Below are 22,492 nucleotides of genomic sequence, written 5' to 3'. Positions count from 1 at the left end.
GCCCGGCCCACCCGGGTGACAATGCCCCGTGAAGCGGTCGCACAGGGGGTGTGCCCGCGCATGCTGGACCACATCAGGGGGTAAGCGGTGTCCGTCGACCATGTCCTGCGTCTGACCGTACGTTTCCAGGTCGGTTCCTATCACCGGGAGGCGGATGTGGCGCTGCCCGCGGGCTCGACGCTCGCGGACGTCATCCCGGAGATCGTCACCCTGGTGGGCGCGCCGCGTATCTCACGGCCGTGGCAGGCGATGACGGCGGCCGGGACCGCGCTGGACGCGGCGGTGCCTCTCCATCAGACCCAGCTGGACCATGGTTCGGTGGTGGTGCTCACGCCCCGGCATGAGGCGAGTGCGCCGGTGGTGCGGGATGCGGCGGAGGCACTGGCGGAATCCGCGGGTGAGGCGGACCCGGCAGGCATGGCTGCGGCCGGGGCGGTGGCGGGTGTGGCTGCGGTGCTGGCGGTCGGCGTCGCACTCCTGCCGGCGTCCCAGGCGCTGGCGCTGGCCACGATCGCCGCGTTATCGGTCCTCACCATGAGGCGCACGACCCGAATTCTGGCGCCGGTCGCGGTACTGCTCGCAGGCCTGGCTGCCGCGGCCGCCGTGATCGAGGCCGCCCACCCCGAGGAGGTCGGCCTACCGACGACGGTGGGCCTCGCGGTCCTCACCGCCGTCGGGGCATCCTCAACGATTCTCCTGTTCACCGTCATGATCAACGGCCTCGGCGCCCGGATGGCCGCAGGGGCGGCCACCGTGCTGGGGATGGTTGCCGTGGCGGCCGGCGGGGCATTTCTACCTGCGCACGCGGCGCAGCCGGGCGTCGCATCTTCGGCGTTGGTGTTGGCCGCAGGAGTGGTGCTGATGGGACAGCTGCCGGGTCTGGCGATGCGGGGCGCGGGCCTGCGGGTGCCCCGGCTGCCGACGGCCGGCCAGGAACTGGCTGTCGCGGATGAGGTGCTGCCTGATGTGGACTCCCGTGCCCGGTGCGCCCGGCATCTGCACGAGGGGGCGACGACGGGGGCGGCGGGCGCCATGATTCCGGCACTCATTCTCATCGGTGCCCACGGGGGCGGGTTCGCGCAGGGTCTGTGCGTTGCGACGGCCGGTGCCGTTGCCCTCCACGCGGGCCGTCATCGGCAGGCCATGGCGGCATGGTCGTGGATGGCGGTGGGCCTGACGGCATGCGTGAGTGCAGCGGTGGCGGCGGCCGAACCCGGCCACCCGGTCCAGTGGGCGGTGGCGCTGATCGTGGCGGCGGTCGGGCTGAGCGCCCCGGTGTGGGCTTCCCGCGTGCGGGACCTGGAGCCGACCGCCGTGGTGTGGTGGGAGCGTGCGGAGTCGCTGTCACTCGCCGCCTGCCTGCCGCTCGCGGCGCATCTAGCAGGCCTGTTCCTGCTCATCAGGGGCCTGGGATGAGGTGCGCCGTGCTGGGCCTCTCCCTGCTGGCGTTCACCCCGGTCCCTGCTGCGGCGCAGGCCCCCGACGTCGCGTGCACGCAACCCGTCGAGGCCCTCGGCCCGGTCGGTTCCTCCACCGACATGCATCGGATCGCGGCGGGTGAGGGCGTTCGTGTCGCGGTGATCGACACCGGGGTGGCCGACCATCCGCACCTTGTGGTCGAACCTGTCGCGGATCTGGTCAGCCCGTCCTCCCCCGATCCGCATCTGGACTGTGACGGCCACGGAACGGTCGTCGCCGGCGTGATCAACGGGGTTGCACCGGGCGCAGTGATCCTGAGCATCCGGCAATCGAGCGCCCACCACCGGCAAGTCGACGGCGGCCCCGCGGGTACCCTCGCGAGTCTCGCCGACGCGATCCACCGGGCACTCGATGCCGGTGCGCACGTGATCAACGCCTCGGTCGTCTCCTGCCTCGATCCGGCAGTGCCTCTCGACGCCCGCCCCATCCACGACGCCCTCCACCGCGCCGAGACGGAGGGCGTGGTGGTCGTCGCCGCGGCCGGCAACTCGGGTTCGACCTGCCGGCCCGGGATGGTGGTGTACCCGGCCCACGAGGACACTGTGCTCTCGGTGGCGGCGGTGCACCCGGGCGACCCCCATTCGGTCGCGGACTACGTCATGCCCGGTGCCCATCATGTCAGCGCCCCCGGTCTCGTCGATGTGGGACTGTCGCCGACGGGGCGGGGCTGGGCATCAGGCGTGGTGACCACACACGGCCAGGAGACCGGTTTCGAGGGAACCAGCTTCGCGGCACCCGTGGTCTCAGGCGCGGCGGCACTGCTGCGTCAGCGTCATCCGCATGACTCGGCGGCCCAGATCCGTGACCGTATCCTTCAGGCCGCAGAACCCGGTCCCGGGGTGGTGGATCCGCACGCCACCCTCACGCATCTTTCCGGGGAGTACCGCGTGGCGGGGAGAGGCGTCGCTGTGGAGAAGGACGAGGCGGTGACGCCCCGGGCACCGGGACGGTCGGCGGCCATCCTGTCCGGGCTGGGGGTGGCGCTGCTGCTCGGGGTCCTTATCGGACCAGTCCGAGGCGCTGCGCGTAGGGGGTGAGGAAGTCGAGGCTGCCCATCTTCCATGCGCCCCAGACCACGAACATGAACACGGCCCAGATGATGAGGACGAGAACACTCACGACGGAGATGCGGAAGCGCCGCGGCTGCCGCTTGAACCAGAAGTAGAAGCGGTCATACTGGTGCACCCCGGCGCGGAGCACTCTACGAGCCCATCGCTGTTCGAGTGAGAGGATGCCCACGCCGAGGAAAGTGGTCAACCAGCCCTGACCTGGCAGGGGGATGGTGATCAGACCGATGATCAGCACCGACCAACCGATCACCAGCGTCAGAGGTCGCACCAGATAGCCGTGGCGGCCATCCTTGGCCCGCATGTGGGTGTACGCGATTCTGTCCACCCGGCGGTAGACCATCTGACGCATCGAAGGCATACGTGTATAACGAACCGCTCACCACGATCGTTCCCAGGGTTAGGTCACACCTGCGGGGAGAGTCAGTAGGCTGCCCGCAGCGCGGCCTCGGCGGTGAGTGATTCACCGTCCGGCAACAGCCGGATGACCGCCCACGGGGCAGGTACGGTGTCCGCCATCCCCAGGGCCGTCAGGCCCGCCGTATGCGGGACAGGGTGGCGCAGCCCGGTGGTGTCGATGACATGGTGGCCGTGCCCGGTGTCCACCGCGATCGCAGAGTTCGCGCTGCTGAGGAACTCATCGGCCACCCCCTCACCGGACAGGGTGACCGGGCGGTGCTCCGCAGGTCGCAGGGTGGTCACCGTCCCCTCGTCGGAGGCGCACACCGTCAGCTCGGCCGGGTCGATCCACAGCGGCATCAGGGCAGGCAGGGACAGGTCGTGGGTGGCGTCGGGATGCCCGGCCAGGTCTGCGCGGGGCACGCGGCGCACCGCCACGCCAGCGTCCGCCAGTGCCTGCGCCTGCGTCTCGCTGACCGGCGAGACACCCGAAGGCAGGCGCACCCACAGTCCGGTGCCGGTGTCGAGGATCTCCTCCGGCAGCACCTCCGGGATGGTGAGGGGATCATGCTCTGCGGCGGCGTTGAGCACCTCCACGGGCGGTACCCACCGCGGGGTGTCCGCGGTGATGGCGAGTGCGCGGCGGATGATGCGGCCCTCCGGCGAGTCCGGGTGCGGGAGTTGCCGTCGGCCGTCTGTGGTGAGCAGCCAGTCCGCTCCCCCGGCGGTGGCCAGCACACCGCGGTGGCCACCGAGCGGTGCGACGTGATCCCCGGCGGCCACCGTGACCCTGTCCTCCCCGTAGCAGGCGGACCAGGTCAGCTCCGCCTCCTGGCCGCCACCGAAAGACACCGGGGCAGGGTGGATGCCCAGGGGAACGCCGCGGTCCGTGGCGGCGAGCAGGTCCTCCCCGATGCGTGCGGGCTGCGCCGGTTCGCCCACGATGAGCCGGGCGGAGGCGAGGTTGGCCACGGGGTGGACGCGGTCGTCGACACGCACGAACAGCGCGCCGTCCACGGCCTGCAGGATCGGCGCGTCCCCGGGATTCGCCGCGGGGCGCAGCCAGGCGAGCAGGCCCGCGCCGACGGCGATGAGAACCGTGGCCACCAGGCCGAACAACACCGCCCGGTGACGGGCGGACAGCGGGTCATGGATCATCCTGATGTCGCCGAAGACCAGCCCGTGCTCCACCCGGCGACGTAGGAACCGGTGACCGGTCACCTGCGCCCGGGTCGTGGGCAGCAGTGCAGAACTCACGCCATCTCCCCCTTGATGACAGCAGTATCACCTTCAGGCTAAGGCCGGGTCGCGGGGATCTCAACCGGAGCGGGAATCAGCGCGGGGTTGCCGGGGGTTTCCAGGGCCCCCTCACCGCCCTGGTCGGGCTTGCTGGGTCGGTGGAACACGGGGTCACCGGCGGCGTCGAGAAGCAGGGGCGGCAGCTCCTCCGGGGAGTTGCCGGGCGCGCGCATCTGCTCCAGCTCGGAGTCGGTGAAGGCCTGGTTCACGGCGAAGATCGCGACGTTCCGGTCGCGGTACACCGGCGTCACGCCCCGCGTGGTCCAGAGCCCGTCGATCATCTCGAAGCGCGGCTCCTGGAAGGCCCAGAAGCTCCACGGAGAGACGAAGAAGAAGTTCACGTCCATCTCCGCGGCGGCCTTGTCCACGTTGTTGATCTGGTCCGGGTCCCCGTGGTTTCCCACACCGAGCAGGTCGGGGTGCCAGTACAGCAGATCGGTGGCGGAGGCACGGTCCACATTGGGCCACAGGTAGTGGCGCATCATCGAAGGCAGACCGTTGTAGGCGTACATCCAGCCGTGGCCGTCGGCGGGCTCCCCCATGATGATGCCCTCGTAGGCGCCCGGCTGCTCCGCCAGCCAGTCGAAGGCACGGATGTCCGCCTCGGAGACCATGCGGTCGTCCTGGCGGGGAGCGTTGATCGCCCATTCGGCGCCGTCCATGACGGTGTCGCGGGTCGCCCACACCGCGGTTCCCCAGCCGGCTCCGATGCCCAGGACGACGGACAGGGCCACGGATACCCGGGTCCAGGTGTCGTTCATTTTCAGCGGCGCCAGGCTGATGAGGCGGATGAGCACCGCCAGGCCGACACCGGCGGCGGCGAAGGTGACCAGTGCGACCGGCATGACCAGGCGGTGTGCCGTGGCGTAGTGCAGGTTGCCGATGATGTTGAGCCAGTCGCCCCAGGGCTGTCCGAAGAGCATGAGGGCGTTCGCCGTCATTGCGACGCTGAGGAACCAGAACACCGGGGCCCACAGGTTGCGGCGCCAGACGATGAGCGCCACCGCGCCGATCCCGGCCAGCCAGAGCAGAGGCGTCTGGTTGAGATCCACGAACATGTCCGTGTGGCGGGTCTGCATCTCGATGGCCTTCGTCCACGACTCCTCGCGGGTGACGTCCTCGAAAGCGGTGAAGGAGGAGACCTCCTCGCCGGCGCTGCTGCCGCTGAGCAGCTGCGGCAGCAGGAGCGCGACGCCCAGGCCGCCGGCCACCGCCAGCCAACCGACGTCCTGCAGGCGCACCGCCACCTTGCCGCGGACCGTCTCCGCAGGGCGGGACGGGGCCCACACCAGGTACAGCAGCCACCACAGTGCCAGTGCCAGCACGACGATGGTCACCGCCGAGGGATGCAGCTGTACCAGACCGAGGAAGGACATCATCGCCGCGAAGGCCGCGACCGGCCGGTAGGGCACGTGCATGAACAACGCGATAACCACACCCGCGGCAGACACCGCGGCCAGGTAAGGCCACGCGCCGACGTAGTATCCGATCCACATGAGGACCGGGGAGGCGAACACCGCGATGCCACCGATGCCGGCCGCGATCTGTGCGGTGAGCCCGCCGCGGCCGACCATCTTCCAGGCGATCATCGCCACCGACAGCGGCAGCAGCATACCCGGCAGCACGATGCTGGTGAGGTTCATCGCAGCGATGGGGCTCAGGTTCGCCGCCTCACCGACTAGTCCCGCGCCCACGTGCCAGGCCGAGGGGTAGTACATGCCGTCGCCGGTCTCGATGTTCCGGAGTTCACCCTGCCGGGTGGGGTCCGCGATGCCCTCGTCCATGAACCAGCGCACCATGGAGGCATGCCAGTGGACGTCCCAGCCCTGGACGATATTCTCCAGTTCACCCGGAACGTCACGGAAGAACCTGAGTCCCCGGTCGATGAGCAGCCACATACCCGTGAGGACTCCGGCCGCCGGCAGCAGCCACGCAGGGTCGAGCACGCCGCCCTGCCGGTTCTTCGGCAGTGGTTCATCGGATTCCGGGTCCTTCGGGCGCCGCCGTCTCAGCAGCAGGAATCCACCGTGCCACAGCATGGCCAGCACAACCACGGCCAGCCAGAAGAGCAGGAAGGTTCCCCACGTGTAACGGACGTCCAGCTGTCCGAGGCCCCACGCACCGAGGCCGAAGACGCCGAAGCTCAGCGGCACGGAGCCCGCAGCGGCCCACGGCAGCCGTAGTCCGGACACCCAACCCAGGATCGCACCTGGCACGGTGAACACCAGCGCCGCGATGAGCACCAGCGGGAACAACTCCACCCCAGACACCAGCCCTTCCGGCGAACTTCCGACAAACTCACGGCACCAGGCCGCGCAAACAAGGCATGAGTCTACAACTCGAAGCCGGCCCGCACACCTACGGACCCGCCGCAAGGCACCTCACACTTCTAGAGCACGCGTCTGTCCCGCGTGATGTGTGTGCGCGCGGCGAGATCCCCGTCGGCAGGGAAATCCACGCCGACCATGCTCAGGCCCTTCGCCGGAGCCAGCGGAATGAGCGGGGAACGTTCGCTCTCCTCGAGCAGGTGCGCCGGCAACGTTGCTTCTCGACGCCCCTCCCCCACCGCCAGGCACGTCCCCACCAGCGAGCGCACCATGTTCCAGCAGAACGCATCGGCCGTCACATGCGCCTCATAGAGCTGCGGCTCGGTCGGCGTGGACACGTCGTGCCAGGTGAAGGCCTGCAGCTCGCGGATCGTCGTGGCATGGGGCCGCGCCTTGCAGAAGGCCGCGAAGTCATGCAGACCCACCAGTACGCCGGCCGCCGACTGCATGGCGCTGAGGTCCACCGGCTTCGGCCAGTGCGCGGTGTCACGCGCCCGGGTGGGCAGCGGGCCCCGCGGGTGGGTGGTCAACCGGTAGACGTAGTGACGGCGCAGCGCGGAGAACCGTGCGTCGAACCCCTCCGGCGCGAGCGTCACGGCGTGGACGCGCACATCGTCGGGGAGAAGACGAGCCAGACGACGGACCAGGCGCATGGGATCGCCGTCGATGGTGCGCTGCTGCAGTCGGTCCGCCGGCACATCCAGGTGTGCCACCTGCCCTGCGGCGTGCACACCGGCGTCGGTGCGGCCGGCGACGGTGAGCACGGCGTCGATACGCAGGATCAGCGACAGGGCATCCTCCAGGACCCCCTGCACCGTCCGCAGTGATTCGGTGCCGTCCTGCGGCTTCTGACGGGCCCAACCGTGGAAGTCCGTGCCGTCATAGGCGAGGTCGAGGCGGAGGCGCAGCTGGTCGGTATCCATGGTGGATCAAGGATACCGACCACCCGCTACTTCCCCTCTGTGCGGGTGCTCATCCCGAGGAGGTGGTAAACGGGGCAGAAACCCTTGACCGCGGTCGCACCCAGGACTGCGGCGAGCACCAGCAGCACCAGCTGGAGGGGCTTCTTCGATTCGGGGAGGTTGACCGCGACGTTGGCTGCGACGAACGCGGCGACACCGCGCAGGGCGCGATCGAGGGGGGCTTCGTTGCGGAGCATGAGGGCTTCCTTCGATGGAACGGGTAGTGTCCCTCCATCCTACGAGCCATCCGGCACCGGTCCCCGGGAATGCGAAAACCGCACCCGACTCCCCGGACAAAGCGGGAGGCGGATGCGGTGATCAGCGAGCGGCTGAGGCCGCCGGGAGAATTACTTCTCCTCGGCCTTGGCCTCTGCCTCTGCCTCAGAGACGGAACCCGGCTGTGCCGGAGCCTCTGCGGAGACGTCGCCCTCAGCGGGCTCGGTCGGGTCGGCGGCGGTGTCCTCGGCGTTGATCTCAACGTTCTCGGACGGGGTCTCCTCTGCCGGAGACTCGTCGACGGCCTGCTTGGAAGCTGCGGCGCGGGCGGCGCGGGTGGCCTCGGAGCTCACGGTCTCCTCGAGAACGAGGGAGATCTGAGACATCGGGGCGTTATCGCCGGCGCGGTTCTCGAGCTTGATGATGCGGGTGTAGCCACCTGCACGGTTCTCGAACTTCGGGGCCAGCTCGTTGAAGAGGTAGGCCACGACGTCCTTGTGCGGAACATCAGTGAGCACCTGGCGGCGGGCGGCAACAGAGCCGTCCTTTGCCTTGGTGATCAGCTTCTCCACGTAGGGACGCAGGGTCTTGGCCTTGGCGTCGGTGGTCTTGATCGCACCGTGCTCGAACAGCGCGGCAGCCAGGTTAGAGAGGATCTTCTTCTGGTTGCTCGCGGAGCCGCCGAGACGGGCGCCCTTTTTAGGGGTAGGCATGTTGGTACTCCTCGGGTACGTATGTATTGAGCGCGTGGGCTCCCGACGTGTGCGTCGGGTGCCCGGCTGGGCGTGCTACTCGGAATCCTCGGCTGCGTCTTCGTCGATGTCGACGAAGTCGCCGGTCTCGGCGTCGTAGCCCTCCAGGGTGGAGGGATCAAAATCCTCGGGTGCGTCCTTCAGGGTCAGACCCAGGCCGGCGAGCTTGATCTTCACTTCGTTGATCGACTTCTGACCGAAGTTGCGGATATCCAGCAGGTCCGATTCGGTGCACTCTGCGAGCTCACCGACGGTGTGGATCTCCTGACGCTTCAGGCAGTTGTAGGAACGGACGGAGAAGTTCAGGTCCTCGATCGGCATGCCGTAGGCGGCGATGTATTCGGTCTCCTGCGGGGAGGGACCGATCTCGATGCCTTCTGCGGCGGTGTTGAGCTCACGGGCCAGGCCGAAGAGCTCAACGAGGGTCTTACCTGCGGACGCGACTGCGTCACGGGCGGTGATGGAGCCCTTGGTCTCGACATCGATGATCAGCTTGTCGAAGTCCGTGCGCTGCTCGACACGGGTGGCCTCGACCTTGTAGCTGACCTTCAGCACCGGGGAGTAGATCTGATCGACCGGGATACGGCCGATGTCTCCGCCGCCGGCGGTGGTGGCCGCCGGAACGTAGCCGCGGCCACGCTCGACGATGAACTCGATGTCCAGACGTGCATGCTCATTGAGGTTGGCGATGATGAGATCCGGGTTGTGGATCTCCACACCGGCCGGCGGCTGAATGTCGCCGGCGGTGACCTCTCCCGGGCCTTCCTTGCTCAGGTACATGACAACCGGCTCGTCAGAGTCGGAAGACAGGACCAGACCCTTGATGTTGAGGATGATCTCAGAGATATCCTCTTTCACACCGTTGATCGTGGTGAACTCGTGGAGCACACCGTCGATCTTGACGGAGGTGACAGCCGCGCCCGGGATGGACGACAGCAGGGTACGGCGCAGCGAGTTGCCGAGGGTGTAACCGAAACCCGGCTCGAGCGGCTCAATGACGAACCGGGAACGAGCGGGATTGATGTACTCCTCGGTGAGCACAGGACGCTGGGAAATGAGCATGAAACTCTCCTTTGTCGACGTCCGCTATTTGACGTCGTTCGGAAAATGAGGATTGCAGATGCGAAGGATTCTCTCCCGGACCGGTTTGCCGGTCCGGGAGGAAGAATTACTTCGAGTAGTACTCGACGATGAGCTGCTCCTGCAGCGGGACGTCGATCTGAGCGCGCTCGGGCAGCTGGTGCACGAGGATGCGCAGAGTGGACGGGACGACCTGCAGCCAGGCCGGCACGACGGCGTCGACGAGGCTGTCCTGTGCCTCTTCGAACCAGATCATCTCACGGGACTTGTCACGGACATCAATGATGTCGTACTGGGACACCTGGAAGGACGGGACGTTGACCCTCTTGCCGTTCACGAGGAAGTGACCGTGGGAGACCAGCTGACGGGACTGACGACGGGTGCGGGCGAGGCCTGCACGGTAGATCACGTTGTCCAGGCGGGACTCCAGCATGATGACCAGGTTGTCGCCGGTCTTACCCGGGCGACGGGTGGCCTCGGCGTAGTAGCGACGGAACTGCTTCTCCATCACGCCGTAGGTGAAACGAGCCTTCTGCTTCTCCTGCAGCTGCAGGAGGTACTCAGACTCTTTGATGCGAGCGCGGCCAGCCTGCCCCGGGGGGTAGGGACGACGCTCGAAAGCCATATCTCCGCCGACGAGGTCGACGCGGAGGCGGCGGGACTTACGGGTTACAGGACCGGTATAACGAGCCATGTTTGCTTACCTTTTCCTCTCTCTGATTGAACGCGACGGTGTGCGATTAAACGCGACGGCGCTTGGGCGGACGGCAACCGTTGTGGGGCTGCGGCGTCACGTCCGAGATGGAGGACACCTCAAGGCCGGCGGCCTGGAGGGAACGGATTGCAGTCTCGCGGCCCGATCCCGGGCCCTTGACGAACACGTCGACCTTCTTCATGCCGTGATCCATTGCCTTGCGGGCAGCACTCTCGGCAGCCATCTGAGCGGCGAACGGGGTGGACTTACGGGAGCCCTTGAACCCGACGTGGCCGGACGATGCCCAGGACACGACAGCACCGGTGGTGTCGGTGATCGACACGATGGTGTTGTTGAAGGTGGACTTGATGTAGGCGTGGCCCTGGGCCACGTTCTTCTTTACGACGCGACGGCCGGTACGGCGTGCGCCAGAGCGAGTCTTCGGAGGCATATTCTACTTCTTCTTTCCGGCGATCGTCTTCTTCGGACCCTTACGCGTACGTGCGTTGGTCTTGGTGCGCTGGCCACGGACGGGCAGTCCACGACGGTGGCGCAGGCCCTGGTACGAACCGATCTCAATCTTGCGACGGATGTCGGCCTGGACTTCGCGGCGGAGGTCGCCCTCCACCTTCCAGGTGTTTTCGATGACGTCACGAAGAGCGGCAACCTGCTCATCTGTCAGGTTGTCGGTGCGCAGGTCGGGAGAGACGCCGGTCTCCTCGAGCAGCTGGGCGGCACGGGTGGGGCCGATGCCGTAGATATAAGTGAGTGCGATCTCCATACGCTTGTTGCGCGGAAGGTCAACACCTGCAAGACGTGCCATGTGGCAGTACCTTTCGGGTTGTTTACGGTGGTTTTCTCCCTACTCATCCCCACCAAGCGATGCTTTGCCCGGACCGATGACCGGACGATGGATCGTGATTCATGGGGCTTCAGCCACCGCGGCCGAAGGTAGGTGTGGCACTCGCAGGGGCGGCGTTAAGCAACCCCGCGGCGAATGCCGTGGAGTAAGGAGGCGGTTTGTCCTACTTGTAGCGGTAGACGATGCGTCCGCGGGTCAGGTCGTACGGAGACAGCTCCACAACGACGCGATCCTCGGGCAGGATACGGATGTAGTGCTGGCGCATCTTGCCACTGATGTGAGCGAGAACTTTGTGTCCGTTGTCAAGCTCGACGCGGAACATTGCATTCGGCAGGGGCTCGACAATCCGGCCCTCAACCTCGATGGCGCCTTCCTTTGCCATATCCTCCACATTCCTGGTGCCGGCTGGTTACGGCACCTGCTGATTTACAGGTCTACTGCAGGTGCATACGCGGCAGCATATACACCAAAAAACCACAATACCTGCAGGGGCGTGGAAAACCAAAACCCCCGATCGTGCCGGAAAGCCCCCCGGCTTTCAGGCTCCCCGCTCAAATCCCCTAGTAGATGAAGACCTTGTCGCCGATCTGGAGCTCGTTGAAGTAGGTGACGGCGTCGTTCGGGGCGAGACGGACACAGCCGGCGGACTCGTAGGCGAGGTTGCCCATGTGGAAGGCGTGGCCGTTGTAGGTGAAGTAGACGGCATAGGGCATGGGCGCGTTGTTGAACTCGTAGGAGATCTCGTCCTTGACCTTACGGTTGACCCAGAAGGTGCCGCGAGGGGTCTCCTGGCCCGGCTTGCCCGGGGCGTGGCTGACGGGCCCGTAGGAGACCTGACCGTTGCGCTGCAGCCAGGTACGGCGGCCGTCGATGTCCACGCACACCCTGGCGTCGGCCGGGCAGGGGCCGTTGTTGACGACCGGGACGGGCGCCGGTGCCGGTGCCGGCGCCGGTGCCGGTGCGGGCTTGGGGCGGGCGGCCTCGGTGCGCTGGTTGATCAGCCCCGGGAAGGCCCCCTCCACGGCGGCGTCATATGCACCGAGCACGGCATTGGCGGCCTGCGGGTGCAGTACGGAAGACTGCCGGTGGAGCTGGCCGCGGGTGTCCCACGCGGCGTCACGAAGGTCTGCCTGCGAGGAACCGACGGCGCCCGAGAGGTCGGAGGAGGAGGCGGGGATCGCGGGTTGTGCCTGCGCAGCAGCAGGTGCAACCAGGAGAGTTGCGACTGTGGCGACGGAAACGAGGAGACCGTTGAGACGGCGAGAGAATGCGAGCATGTGTTGGAGTATAAACCCGGGCTTGTTACTCCACCCGACGGGACACGATTGTGAGGTCCATCTCACCTTCGGGGGGTGAGGATGCGGGGGCCTTCCTCGGTCGCGGCGACGGTGTGTTCCCAGTGCGCCGCGATGGAGCCGTCGAGGGTGACCACCGTCCAGTCGTCGTCGAGCAGTGCGGAGTCGGTCGTGCCCAGCGTGAGCATCGGCTCGATCGCCAGCACCGACCCTGCCTGGATGCGCGGGCCACGTCCCGGCCGCCCCTCGTTGGCCAGGTACGGGTCCTCATGCATCGCCCGACCGATGCCGTGGCCACCGTAACCGTCGACGATGCCGAGCTTCACGCCGAACTTCTCCTCGGCGCGGCGGGTGGCCACCTCCAGGGCGTGTGAGACGTCGGTGAGCCGGTTGCCGGGGACCATCGCCTTCAGGCCCTCGGCCAGCACCCATTCGGTCGCCTGGTTGAGCTTGTCGACGTCCTCGTCGACCTCGCCGATCCCGAAGGACCACGCCGAGTCCCCCACCCAGCCGTCCAGCGTTGCACCGCAGTCGATGGAGATGAAGTCCCCTGTGAGCAGCACCTGCTCCTCAGAGGGGATGCCATGCACGATGACGTCATTGACCGAGGCGCAGATGGACCCCGGGAAACCCTGGTAGCCGAGGAAGCTGGGGACCGCCCCCGCCTCGCGGATGACGGACTCGGCGACGGCGTCGAGTTCGAGGGTGCTCACCCCGGGGGCTGCGGCGGCCTTCACCGCCTGCAGGGCCCGGCCGACGATCTCGCCGGCCGCCTGCATCGCATCGAGTTCGCCCGGGGTCTTCGCGGCAATGGCGCGCTTCTTGGATCGGAATCCCATGGTGTGTGCTCCTGACTGGAAAAGGGGGAAGGGCCGCGGCCCGGGTGTTCTCCGGAACGCGGCCCCCATTGTCGGGCAGGTGGTTACCTGCCCAGGGCCTTCACGGCGCGGTCGTTGATCTCCTCGACCTCGCCCTCGGCCTCGATGGAGATGATCTTGTCGCCGTAGTGCTCGATGAGCGGGGCGGTCTCGTCGCGGTAGACGCCGAGACGGGTACGGATGGTCTCCTCGTTGTCGTCGGCGCGCCCGCGGGAGAGCATGCGCTCCACGACAACGTCCTCGGCGATCTGGAAGTTAAGCACGCCGTCGAGCTCATGGCCCTCTTCGGCGAGCAGGTTCTTGAGGATCTCCGCCTGTTCGACCGTCCGGGGGAAGCCGTCGAGGAGGAAACCGTCGGCTGCGTCCGGCTCCCCGAGACGGGACTTGACCATGCGGGCCGTGACGTCGGTGGGCACGAGCTTGCCGGCGTCGATGTACTGCTTGGCCTCGACACCCAGCGGGGTGCCTTCGCCGATGTTGGCGCGGAAGAGATCGCCGGTGGAGATGTGGGGCACGCCCAGCTTCTCAGAGAGGATAACGGCCTGGGTGCCCTTGCCGGCGCCGGGGGGTCCGAGGAGTACAAGTCTCATTTGAGCAGTCCTTCGTAGTTGCTTTGGAGAAGCTGGGATTCAATCTGCTTCACGGTTGTCAAGGCGACCGACACCATAATCAGGATGGCCGTGCCGCCGAAGGCCGACATGCCCGCGCTGGCGTTACCGACACCCAGATCGAGGGCGATGTTCGGCAGGACAGCGATGATGCCGAGGTAGGCGGCGCCGACGAAGAGCAGACGGTTCATGACGAAACCGAGATACTCAGCGGTCGGTCGTCCCGGACGAATGCCCGGGATGAAACCACCGTACTTCTTCATGTTATCTGCCTGCTCGTGCGGGTCGTACTGAACCGACACATAAAAATACGAGAAGAAGATGATCAGCACGAAGTACACCAGGATGTACTGCCAGGACGCGGGAGTCATGAGGTACTGGATGACGTTGCGCTGCCACCAGTTGTCCGCGACAGCGGTCGAACTGGAGTTGAAGATCTCGGTGATCAGCACCGGCATGTAGATCAGCGAGGACGCGAAGATCACCGGGATGACGCCGGCCTGGTTGACCTTCAGCGGAAGATAGGTGGACGTGCCGCCGTACTGACGGCGACCGACCATGCGCTTGGCGTACTGCACCGGGATGCGGCGCTGGCCCTGCTCGACGAAGACGACGCCGATGACCAGCAGGATGACGGCCGCGACGACGACGGCGAACACCACTCCACCCGAGGCCTGGAGGATGTTCATGCCGTCAGTGGGCAGACGGGTGGCGATACCGGCGAAGATCAGCAGGGACATGCCGTTGCCGATGCCCTTCTCGGTGATCAGCTCACCGATCCACATCACGAGCAGGGCACCTGCGGTCATCACCACGACGAGCATGATCAGATCCCACAGCGTGCGGTCCGCGGTGAGGACCTCCACACCCTGCCCCAGCAGCTGCTGACGGTCAGCCAGGGCGACGATGCCCGCGGATTGCAGCAGGGCAAGCGCCAGAGTGAGGTAGCGGGTGTACTGCATCATCTTCGCCTGCCCCGACTGGCCTTCCTTCTTCAGCTCCTCGAAGTGCGGGATGACGACGGTAAGCAGCTGCACGATGATGGACGCGGTGATGTAGGGCATGATGCCGATGGCGAAGATCGACAGCTGCAGCAGCGCGCCACCCGAGAAGAGGTTGATCAGCGAGTAGACGCTGCCCTGCTCCTGGGTGAGTTCACGCAGTCGACCACTGATTGACGCATAGTCGACGCCTGGCGACGGGATCTGCGCGCCCACGCGGTAGATGATCACCATCAGCACTGTGAAGATGATCTTCTTACGCAGATCGACGTCCTTGAATGCCTGGATGATGGCGGACACGAAGCCTCCTGGCCTCACCGCCCGACACGGAAATGCCGGGGGTGCGGGAATTGACACGATTGACTCGATCATCCTAGCAGTGACACCTGAGGCTGGCGGTGTCAAGGTTCCACACCGCGAGTCCCGGGCGGCGGGACCCGGGTGCGCGACGACCACCGGAAACGAATTTCCGTGGGCGAAACACGCAACCCCCCGTCCACCAGAAGTCTGGTGGGCGGGGGGTTGCGGTGGCGTAAGGGTCGGAGAGTCCGGTTTAGACCTCGGTGACCGATCCGCCGGCTGCTTCGATCTTCTCGACGGCAGACCGGGAGAACTTGGTGGCGGTGACGTTCAGCTTGACGCTGAGGTCGCCGTCGCCCAGCACCTTCACCGGCTGCTTCGGGCGAACGAGGCCCTTGGCGACGATGTCGGCGAGGGTGACGTCGCCACCCTGCGGGAAGGCCTTCTCGAGGTCGGCGATGTTGACGACCTGGAAGACGACCTTGTTCGGGTTCTTGAAGCCCTTGAGCTTCGGAAGACGCATCTGGAGCGGCATCTGGCCACCCTCAAATGCCATCGACACCTTGTTGCGGGCCTTGGTGCCCTTGGTGCCGCGGCCGGCGGTCTTGCCGCCCTTGCCGCCTTCACCGCGACCGACGCGGGTCTTCGGCTTGTTGGCGCCCTTGGCCGGGCGCAGGTCGTGGAGCTTGATGATTTCGCTCATGTTGTACTACTCCCCTGCCACTTCTTCGACGGTGACCAGGTGGCGCACGACGAGGAGCATCCCGCGGGTGGCCTCGTTGTCCTTCTTGATCACGGACTGGCGGATCTTCCTCAGGCCGAGGGCCTGAAGGTTGGCACGGGTCTTCGGCTTCTCGCCGATCAAACCCCTATCGAGTGTGATCTTCAGTGCCATGATTAGGCCTCCTTACCTGCGCGTGCACGCAGCATACGGGCCGGGGCGACCTCCTCGAGGGTCTTACCGCGACGTGCGGCAACCTCCTCGGGGCGAACAAGCTGCTTCAGGCCGGCCACAGTGGCATGGACGACGTTGATGGCGTTGTCGGAGCCCAGGGACTTCGACAGGATGTCCTGGACACCGGCGCACTCAAGCACCGGGCGGGCTGCGCCGCCGGCAATGACACCGGTACCCGGGGCAGCCGGGCGGAGCATGACAATGCCCGCTGCGGCTTCGCCCTGGACCGGGTGGGTGATGGTGCCACCGACCATCGGGACGCGGAAGAAGTTCTTGCGAGCCTCTTCAGCACCCTTCTGGATAGCGGCCGGAACTTCCTTGGCCTTGCCGTAGCCGACGCCGACCATGCCCTGGCCGTCGCCAACGATCACGAGAGCGGTGAAGCTGAAGCGACGACCACCCTTGACAACCTTGGAGACTCGGTTGATGGTGACGACGCGCTCGATGTACTGGTTACGCTCGTCCTGCTGCTGGTTACGACGATCGTCACGCTCGCGGCGGTTGCCGCCCTTGCGCTCGTTACGCTCGTTGGTATTGGTGTTGGTGCTGCTGGCGGCGGTGCGTCCGCCGTCACGCCGTTCACGTCCCGGCATTACGCGATCCTTCCGTTGATGTACTTGATTGCGATGGTCATTAGAACTTCAGACCACCTTCACGAGCGGCATCAGCCAGAGCGGCGACGCGACCGTGGTACTTGTAACCCGCACGGTCGAAGACGACCTGCTCAATGCCAGCGGCCTTGGCGCGCTCTGCGATGAGCTCGCCGACCTTGGCGCCCTTGGCCTTCTTGTCGCCCTCGATGGAGCGGATCTCCGGCTCCATGGTGGAGGCGGCAGCCAGGGTGTGGCCGGCCAGGTCGTCGATGACCTGGACATGCAGGTGGCGGGAGGTGCGGTGCACGACCAGACGCGGCGCCTCGGGGGTGCCACGCAGGGTCTTGCGGATACGGAAATGACGACGTGCGCGGGCTTCGCGACGGCGGGTGGAGATATCCTTGCCTACCGGCGTGCGCTTGGTGTTCTCTGCAGTGTTGCTCATGCTTACTTACCCGTCTTTCCGACCTTGCGGCGGACCTGCTCGCCCTCGTAGCGGATGCCCTTACCCTTGTAGGGATCGTCCTTCCGCAGACGACGAATGTTGGCGGCGATCTGTCCGACCTGCTGCTTGTCAATACCCGTGATGGAGAGCTTGGTGGTGCCGTCTACCGCGAAGGTGATGCCCTCCGGAGCCTCGATCAGGATCGGGTGGGAGTAGCCGAGGGCGAACTCGAGGTTCTTGCCCTTGGCCTGGACGCGGTAACCGACGCCGAAGATCTCCATCTTGATGGTGTAGCCCTCGGTCACGCCGACAACCAGGTTGTTGACGAGCGAGCGGGACAGACCGTGGAGTGCGCGGTTCTGGCGGTTGTCATCCGGACGGGTGACAACGATCTGGTTCTCCTCGACGGCGACGGAGATCGGGGCCGGGAGATCGAAGTTCAGGGTGCCCTTGGGACCCTTGACCTCAATGTTCTGGCCGTTCACCGTGGTGGTGACGCCGGAGGGGATGGTGATCGGGTTTTTACCGATGCGCGACATAGTGCTCTATCCTCCCTTACCAGACGTAGGCGAGGACTTCTCCGCCTACACCCTTCTCGGTTGCCTGGCGGTCGGTCAGAAGACCCTGGGACGTGGAGATGATCGCCACGCCCAGGCCACCGAGGACCTGCGGCAGGTTGGTGGACTTGGTGTACACGCGCAGACCCGGCTTGGAGACGCGACGGACACCAGCGATGGAGCGGACGCGGGACGGGCTGTACTTCAGCTCGAGGGACAGGGTCTTGCCGACCTTGGCGTCCTCGACCTTGTAATCAGCGATGTAGCCCTCCTGCTTGAGGATCTCCGCGATGTTGATCTTCAGCTTCGAAGAGGGCATCGACACGATATCGTGGTGCGCATGGTTTGCGTTGCGCACGCGCGACAGCATGTCGGCAATTGGGTCAGTCATGGTCATGTGTTGTGACCGTTTACCTTTCTCGTTGCGGTTCCCTTACCCACCGGGGCGTTTGCCGAATGTTCCGTCGGGCCACTTGACGCTCCCACGGACTCAATAGTCCGGGGCGCTCGCTGCCACTTTCCATTCGGTCGCCAGAATTGGCGGGGGGCCTGCAACAAAGTTGAATGTTCAGTTCTCAGGATGGACTCCGGCCCACCACATAGGCGGGGAGCACAGGTCCAGCGGTTCAGAATACCCCTCTTCGACAGCAGAACAAAATTCCGGTTGCGGTCACCTCCCTCCAGGCAAGCCCCGTCCGGCCCACCGCCGACACCCACCCCCCACCCGTCGCGACACCACCCTCCGCCAATCCGAAAAGTTGATCAAAGTTTGCCATTAATAGTCATTCCATTAACATGGCCTTGTCTCCGAAGCATAAATGCCGGAGCATGAGCACGGTTTTGAACAGCATGATCCCGTGGAAGACGGCGGGCGGGGGTCCGGTCAAGACAGGGAACGATGCGTCGACCGCGGGTATTGCTGTTTCCAACTTCCGGGATCATTCCCGGTGTGACTGAGAGAGAGTGAATGCCCTATGGGTGAATCCGAGGACATCAGCATGCCCGACCAGAAACCGAATGGACTTTCCACGCCCCTGGATAATCTCAGGAGACCTCAACGCACCCGGCGTGAGGCCCACCGGGAGGAAAACCGGCCCCCAGCCTCATCCCGGGAGCTTTCCAAGGGGTCCGCGGAGATCCCGAAGGACAGCCGGATCCGCGTCAACTGGCAGGTACTGGGCATCTCCTCGGCGATCATCCTCGCTTTCTCACTCTGGGCGATCTTCGCCCCCACCCACTCCTCGGAGACCATGCATTCGGTGGTGCTGTGGATCGGCGGAAACCTCGGCTGGATCTATGTCCTCACCGTGACGATCGTGATCGGCTTCGTCATCTGGGTCGCATTCTCCCGTGAGGGCAGCGTCCGGCTCGGGCCGGACCATTCCAGGCCCCAGTACAAACTCGTGACCTGGGTTGCCATGCTCTTCGCCGCCGGAGTGGGCATCGACATGCTCTTCTATTCCGTGACCGGTCCGATCAGCCACTACATCGACCCGCCGAACGCGGACCCGCAGAGCACCGAAGCCCTGCAGGACTCCGTCATCTGGACCATGTTCCACTACGGCATGGCCGGCTGGGCCATGTACGCACTTCTCGGCATGGCGATGGGCTACTTCGCATACCGCTGGGGCATGCCGCTGTCCATCCGTGCCGCGCTCTATCCGCTACTGGGCAAACGCGTGCGCGGAATCACCGGTGACGCACTGGACATCATCGTCCTGGTGGGCACCGTGATGGGAGTTGCCACCTCAATGGGCATCGGTGTCGTGCTGCTCAACGTCGGATTCTCCATCCTCTTCGGCCTGCCCCAGGGGCTCGGCCTGCAGGTGTCGCTGGTCGCTGTCGCCGTTGTGATGACGATCGCGGCATGCACCTCGGGCGTCGACAAGGGCATCCGCATCATTTCCGAGCTGAACCTGTGGGTGGCCGCGGCGATGATGCTCTACATACTCATCGCGGGAGAGACCGCCTTCCTGCTCAACTCCCTGGTGGAAAACATGGGACGCTTCTTCTGGACCATGCCCGAACGCATCACCCAGACCATGGGTTATGAGCTCAACGGCGGTGAATGGATGGCAGGGAACACCCTGTTCTTCTGGGCCTTCTGGCTGGCCTGGGGTCCATTCGTCGGCCTGTTCCTGGCACGCATATCGCGGGGCCGCACGCTGCGCGAGTTCGTCATCGCCGCGATCACCATCCCGGTGCTCTGCGACCTGGTGATGGTCTCCTTATTCGGCAACAGCGCCATCAACGAGGTCGTCTTCCAGGGCAACACCGCGTTTGGCCGGCTGGCCATCGAGAGCCCGGAACGGGGCTGGTACGCCCTGCTGGAGATGTTCCCCGGCGCGACATTCCTCATCGGACTGGCTACCCTGTCCGGCCTGCTTTTCTACCTGACCTCCGCCAACTCCGGCGCGATGGTCATGTCGAACTTCTCCTCCTCCATCCCGGACCCCTCAGAGGATGGCCCGAAGTGGCTGCGTATCTACTGGGCGGTCCTCACTGCGGTGCTGACCATCGCGATGCTGCTCGCCGGCGGTGTCGTCACCATGGAGTATGCGACGCTGATCTTCGCCCTGCCGGTGACGATCGTCGCCTACCTGGTCATGTTCTCCTTCACGAAGGCATTGCGTATGGAGAAGGCCGACCGGGAGGGACAGATCCTGCATCGTCGCACAGAAGCCGCGACGGGCGGTCGCGCACCCGAGCGAAATTGGCGTCAGCGACTGGCGGGCATGCGCAACTATCCCTCGGACAAGGCCATCCGCCGCTTCATCGACGACACTGTCGCCCCGGCGCTGGAGGAAGTCGCCGCAGAGTTCCAGAAGCAGGGCCACGACGCCTCCTTCGATTCAGTAAAGGACACCCCCACCGCAATCCCGACCTATTCTCTGCACGTCTCCATCCCGGAGGAACGTGCCTTCCTCTACCGCGTGGTCGCGGTGCCCACCGCCGTGCCGACCTTCGGCGCCCGCCCCTCCCCCAGGATCCAGGAGTTTCACCGCCTGGAGGTCTTCACCGGGACCGGCTCCGAAGGTTATGACCTTTACGGCCTCACCTCGGGTCAGATCATCGACGATGTCATCGACCGTTTCGAGGGCCACATCGGCTTCCTGAACTATTCCGCCGAGGTCCTCACCGCCTCTGTCCTGACCCCGCCGGTCGAGACCTCCGGGGCAGTAGACCGGCAGACGGTCACCGACCCCAGGTAGGGACCTTCCCGCATGCTTGTCGACGCCCCTTCGTGTCGCCGTCGGGGCCGGGCGCCGCCTGATGTGGCGTGCCTGATTTTGCCGCTTGACCTGGTGCAGCGACGGGAGGAGGAATAGGCTGGATAGCGTCACATATTGACAGAGAAGCGTGGAGTGGCTCAGGTCCCCCAGCAGTGCTCAGTCGGACCGATTCCGCACCATGACCGTCGCGTCGACCCGGTGCAGTCAGTCGTCCTCGGGCCGGCCCTGAGAACAGGACACCTGCCACAATGACCCTGAACCTTGAAGCAGTCTCCACCCTCCTGAGCGACCTGGATTCGACCCGCCCCGCCCGCGAGGATCTGTACGAACACTTCCATCGAACCCCCGAACTGTCGATGCAGGAGGATGAGACCTCCGCACGCATCAGGGCTGAACTCGAGGCGGCCGGTGTCGACGTCCGCCCGGTGGGCCGGACCGGGCTGGTCGCCGTGATCGAGAACGGGGCAGGCCCCGTCGTCGCCATGCGTGGTGACATCGACGGCCTCCCCGTCCGGGAGGTTTCCGGCAAGCCCTACGCCTCCACAGCCACCCAGGTCAACGAAGCCACTGGCGAGGAAACCCCGGTGGCCCACGCCTGCGGGCACGACTTCCACATCATGGGACTGCTCGGCGCGTGTCTGGCGTTCCAGCAGCACCGCGACGCGTGGCAGGGCACCTTCATCGGTGTCTTCCAGCCCGCCGAGGAGACCGCCGCCGGCGCCCGGGACATGGTGGAGAGCGGCATCGCCGAGGCCATGCCGAAGCCGGACGTCTACCTCGGCCAGCATGTGCTGGCCTCCGTCCCGGGCGGCGCCGTGGCCACCACCGCCGGCCCGGTGCTGTCGGCAGCCGCCTCCATCAGGGTGGTCGTCCACGGCAAAGGGTCGCACGGTTCCATGCCGGAGCTCGGCGTCGACCCGGTGGTGCTCGCCTCGGCCATCGTCATGCGGCTGCAGACGATCGTGTCACGTGAGGTCGCGGCCCGGGAGACGGCGGTGGTCACGGTCGGCGCGATCCATGCCGGAACAAAGTCGAACATCATCCCCGCGTCGGCGGAACTGCTGATCAACACGCGGGCTTACAACAGCGACGTCGAGAAGCACATCCACGAGGCGATCGAGCGGATCATTCGTCAGGAGTGCGCCGCCGCCCGGAGTCCGCAGGACCCGGAATTCACCTACTACGACGCCTACCCGTTGACGGACAACAACGTCGACGTCACCGCCGCGGTCCGCGGCGCCTTCGACGCCTACTTCGGGGAGAAGTCCCTCGACCTGACGCCCGTGCCCGCCTCCGAGGATTTTTCGATCATCCCGGACGCACTGGGCGTGCCGTACACCTACTGGGGCATCGGCGGATTCGCCGACATGGCCAATGCCCCGGGCAACCACAACCCGGCTTTCGCCCCGGACCTCCAGCCCACCCTCGACCTTGGTGTGCAGGCCGCCGTCGTTGCGGCCGCCGCCTGGCTGACCACGAAGGACACGTAA

The 22,492-nt window shown here is 65.9% G+C and carries 25 protein-coding genes; 4 read left to right on the top strand and 21 right to left on the bottom strand.

What is annotated here, in order from left to right; genetic code table 11:
• Positions 1 to 87: 87 nt before the first annotated feature.
• Entirely contained in the window at positions 88 to 1,416 is a 1,329-nt protein-coding gene (gene eccD, locus CETAM_RS02450) for a type VII secretion integral membrane protein EccD (protein WP_156226923.1), read from the top strand.
• Positions 1,413 to 2,516, top strand: coding sequence for a S8 family serine peptidase (locus tag CETAM_RS02445; RefSeq protein WP_156226922.1), 1,104 nt, complete (start codon positions 1,413 to 1,415; stop codon positions 2,514 to 2,516). Before eccD ends, CETAM_RS02445 begins: the two co-directional genes overlap by 4 nt.
• On the opposite strand, the gene CETAM_RS02440 is transcribed toward CETAM_RS02445, so the two are convergent.
• The 21 genes from CETAM_RS02440 to rpsH all read right to left on the bottom strand — a co-directional run bounded on the left by CETAM_RS02440 (position 2,479) and on the right by rpsH (position 18,166).
• The gene (locus CETAM_RS02440) at positions 2,479 to 2,907 is read right to left on the bottom strand and encodes a TIGR02611 family protein (protein WP_156226921.1); all 429 of its coding nucleotides are present in this window, start codon (positions 2,905 to 2,907) and stop codon (positions 2,479 to 2,481) included. The genes CETAM_RS02445 and CETAM_RS02440 overlap by 38 nt on opposite strands.
• Positions 2,908 to 2,969: 62 nt before the next feature.
• Positions 2,970 to 4,202, bottom strand: a complete 1,233-nt coding sequence (gene eccB, locus CETAM_RS02435; protein ID WP_156226920.1) for a type VII secretion protein EccB — start codon at positions 4,200 to 4,202, stop codon at positions 2,970 to 2,972.
• A gap of 38 nt (positions 4,203 to 4,240) precedes the next feature.
• A complete protein-coding gene (locus CETAM_RS02430; RefSeq protein WP_156226919.1) occupies positions 4,241 to 6,505 on the bottom strand; it encodes a DUF6541 family protein in 2,265 nt (754 codons plus the stop codon).
• A 128-nt stretch (positions 6,506 to 6,633) separates the two neighbouring features.
• Positions 6,634 to 7,494, bottom strand: a complete 861-nt coding sequence (truA, locus tag CETAM_RS02425) for a tRNA pseudouridine(38-40) synthase TruA (protein WP_156226918.1) — start codon at positions 7,492 to 7,494, stop codon at positions 6,634 to 6,636.
• Positions 7,495 to 7,520: 26 nt separating this feature from the next.
• Complete coding sequence (locus CETAM_RS02420; protein ID WP_156226917.1) at positions 7,521 to 7,730, bottom strand: YgaP-like transmembrane domain; 210 nt, start codon at positions 7,728 to 7,730, stop codon at positions 7,521 to 7,523.
• Positions 7,731 to 7,880: 150 nt separating this feature from the next.
• Positions 7,881 to 8,462, bottom strand: coding sequence for a 50S ribosomal protein L17 (gene rplQ, locus CETAM_RS02415; protein ID WP_156226916.1), 582 nt, complete (start codon positions 8,460 to 8,462; stop codon positions 7,881 to 7,883).
• A 75-nt stretch (positions 8,463 to 8,537) separates the two neighbouring features.
• Positions 8,538 to 9,563, bottom strand: coding sequence for a DNA-directed RNA polymerase subunit alpha (locus CETAM_RS02410; RefSeq protein WP_156226915.1), 1,026 nt, complete (start codon positions 9,561 to 9,563; stop codon positions 8,538 to 8,540).
• A gap of 106 nt (positions 9,564 to 9,669) precedes the next feature.
• Positions 9,670 to 10,275: a 30S ribosomal protein S4 gene (gene rpsD, locus CETAM_RS02405; RefSeq protein ID WP_156226914.1), complete on the bottom strand. Its 606-nt coding sequence runs from the start codon at positions 10,273 to 10,275 to the stop codon at positions 9,670 to 9,672.
• A gap of 46 nt (positions 10,276 to 10,321) precedes the next feature.
• Complete coding sequence (rpsK, locus tag CETAM_RS02400) at positions 10,322 to 10,726, bottom strand: 30S ribosomal protein S11 (protein ID WP_156226913.1); 405 nt, start codon at positions 10,724 to 10,726, stop codon at positions 10,322 to 10,324.
• 3 nt (positions 10,727 to 10,729) lie between these two features.
• Positions 10,730 to 11,098: a 30S ribosomal protein S13 gene (rpsM, locus tag CETAM_RS02395; protein WP_156226912.1), complete on the bottom strand. Its 369-nt coding sequence runs from the start codon at positions 11,096 to 11,098 to the stop codon at positions 10,730 to 10,732.
• Positions 11,099 to 11,300: 202 nt separating this feature from the next.
• Positions 11,301 to 11,519: a translation initiation factor IF-1 gene (infA, locus tag CETAM_RS02390; protein ID WP_003854422.1), complete on the bottom strand. Its 219-nt coding sequence runs from the start codon at positions 11,517 to 11,519 to the stop codon at positions 11,301 to 11,303.
• 178 nt (positions 11,520 to 11,697) lie between these two features.
• The gene (locus tag CETAM_RS02385; protein ID WP_156226911.1) at positions 11,698 to 12,414 is read right to left on the bottom strand and encodes a L,D-transpeptidase; all 717 of its coding nucleotides are present in this window, start codon (positions 12,412 to 12,414) and stop codon (positions 11,698 to 11,700) included.
• A gap of 62 nt (positions 12,415 to 12,476) precedes the next feature.
• The gene (gene map, locus CETAM_RS02380; protein WP_156226910.1) at positions 12,477 to 13,271 is read right to left on the bottom strand and encodes a type I methionyl aminopeptidase; all 795 of its coding nucleotides are present in this window, start codon (positions 13,269 to 13,271) and stop codon (positions 12,477 to 12,479) included.
• A gap of 83 nt (positions 13,272 to 13,354) precedes the next feature.
• The gene (locus tag CETAM_RS02375; RefSeq protein WP_156226909.1) at positions 13,355 to 13,900 is read right to left on the bottom strand and encodes an adenylate kinase; all 546 of its coding nucleotides are present in this window, start codon (positions 13,898 to 13,900) and stop codon (positions 13,355 to 13,357) included.
• On the bottom strand, positions 13,897 to 15,219 hold the full coding sequence (secY, locus tag CETAM_RS02370; RefSeq protein WP_156226908.1) for a preprotein translocase subunit SecY: 1,323 nt from the start codon (positions 15,217 to 15,219) through the stop codon (positions 13,897 to 13,899). The genes CETAM_RS02375 and secY overlap by 4 nt, the downstream gene beginning before the upstream one ends.
• Before the next feature lie 253 nt (positions 15,220 to 15,472).
• Positions 15,473 to 15,922 carry a 50S ribosomal protein L15 gene (gene rplO, locus CETAM_RS02365; RefSeq protein WP_156226907.1) on the bottom strand — a complete coding sequence of 150 codons (450 nt, stop codon included), beginning with the start codon at positions 15,920 to 15,922 and terminating at the stop codon, positions 15,473 to 15,475.
• Between the two features lie 6 nt (positions 15,923 to 15,928).
• Positions 15,929 to 16,114, bottom strand: coding sequence for a 50S ribosomal protein L30 (gene rpmD / locus CETAM_RS02360; protein WP_156226906.1), 186 nt, complete (start codon positions 16,112 to 16,114; stop codon positions 15,929 to 15,931).
• Between the two features lie 2 nt (positions 16,115 to 16,116).
• Positions 16,117 to 16,767: a 30S ribosomal protein S5 gene (rpsE, locus tag CETAM_RS02355; protein ID WP_156226905.1), complete on the bottom strand. Its 651-nt coding sequence runs from the start codon at positions 16,765 to 16,767 to the stop codon at positions 16,117 to 16,119.
• 40 nt (positions 16,768 to 16,807) lie between these two features.
• The gene (rplR, locus tag CETAM_RS02350; RefSeq protein WP_156226904.1) at positions 16,808 to 17,212 is read right to left on the bottom strand and encodes a 50S ribosomal protein L18; all 405 of its coding nucleotides are present in this window, start codon (positions 17,210 to 17,212) and stop codon (positions 16,808 to 16,810) included.
• Positions 17,213 to 17,214: 2 nt separating this feature from the next.
• Positions 17,215 to 17,751: a 50S ribosomal protein L6 gene (gene rplF, locus CETAM_RS02345; protein WP_156226903.1), complete on the bottom strand. Its 537-nt coding sequence runs from the start codon at positions 17,749 to 17,751 to the stop codon at positions 17,215 to 17,217.
• Between the two features lie 16 nt (positions 17,752 to 17,767).
• Positions 17,768 to 18,166: a 30S ribosomal protein S8 gene (gene rpsH / locus CETAM_RS02340; RefSeq protein WP_156226902.1), complete on the bottom strand. Its 399-nt coding sequence runs from the start codon at positions 18,164 to 18,166 to the stop codon at positions 17,768 to 17,770.
• 601 nt (positions 18,167 to 18,767) lie between these two features.
• Between rpsH and betT the strand changes: the two genes are divergently transcribed.
• Positions 18,768 to 20,981: a choline BCCT transporter BetT gene (betT, locus tag CETAM_RS02335; protein WP_231587552.1), complete on the top strand. Its 2,214-nt coding sequence runs from the start codon at positions 18,768 to 18,770 to the stop codon at positions 20,979 to 20,981.
• A gap of 269 nt (positions 20,982 to 21,250) precedes the next feature.
• Positions 21,251 to 22,492 (top strand): amidohydrolase, encoded by a 1,242-nt coding sequence (locus CETAM_RS02330; protein ID WP_156226900.1) that lies wholly within the window; start codon positions 21,251 to 21,253, stop codon positions 22,490 to 22,492.

Source organism: Corynebacterium comes (assembly GCF_009734405.1).
GTDB classification, from domain to species: Bacteria; Actinomycetota; Actinomycetes; order Mycobacteriales; family Mycobacteriaceae; genus Corynebacterium; species Corynebacterium comes.
This window is presented reverse-complemented; position numbering and strand designations above follow the sequence as displayed.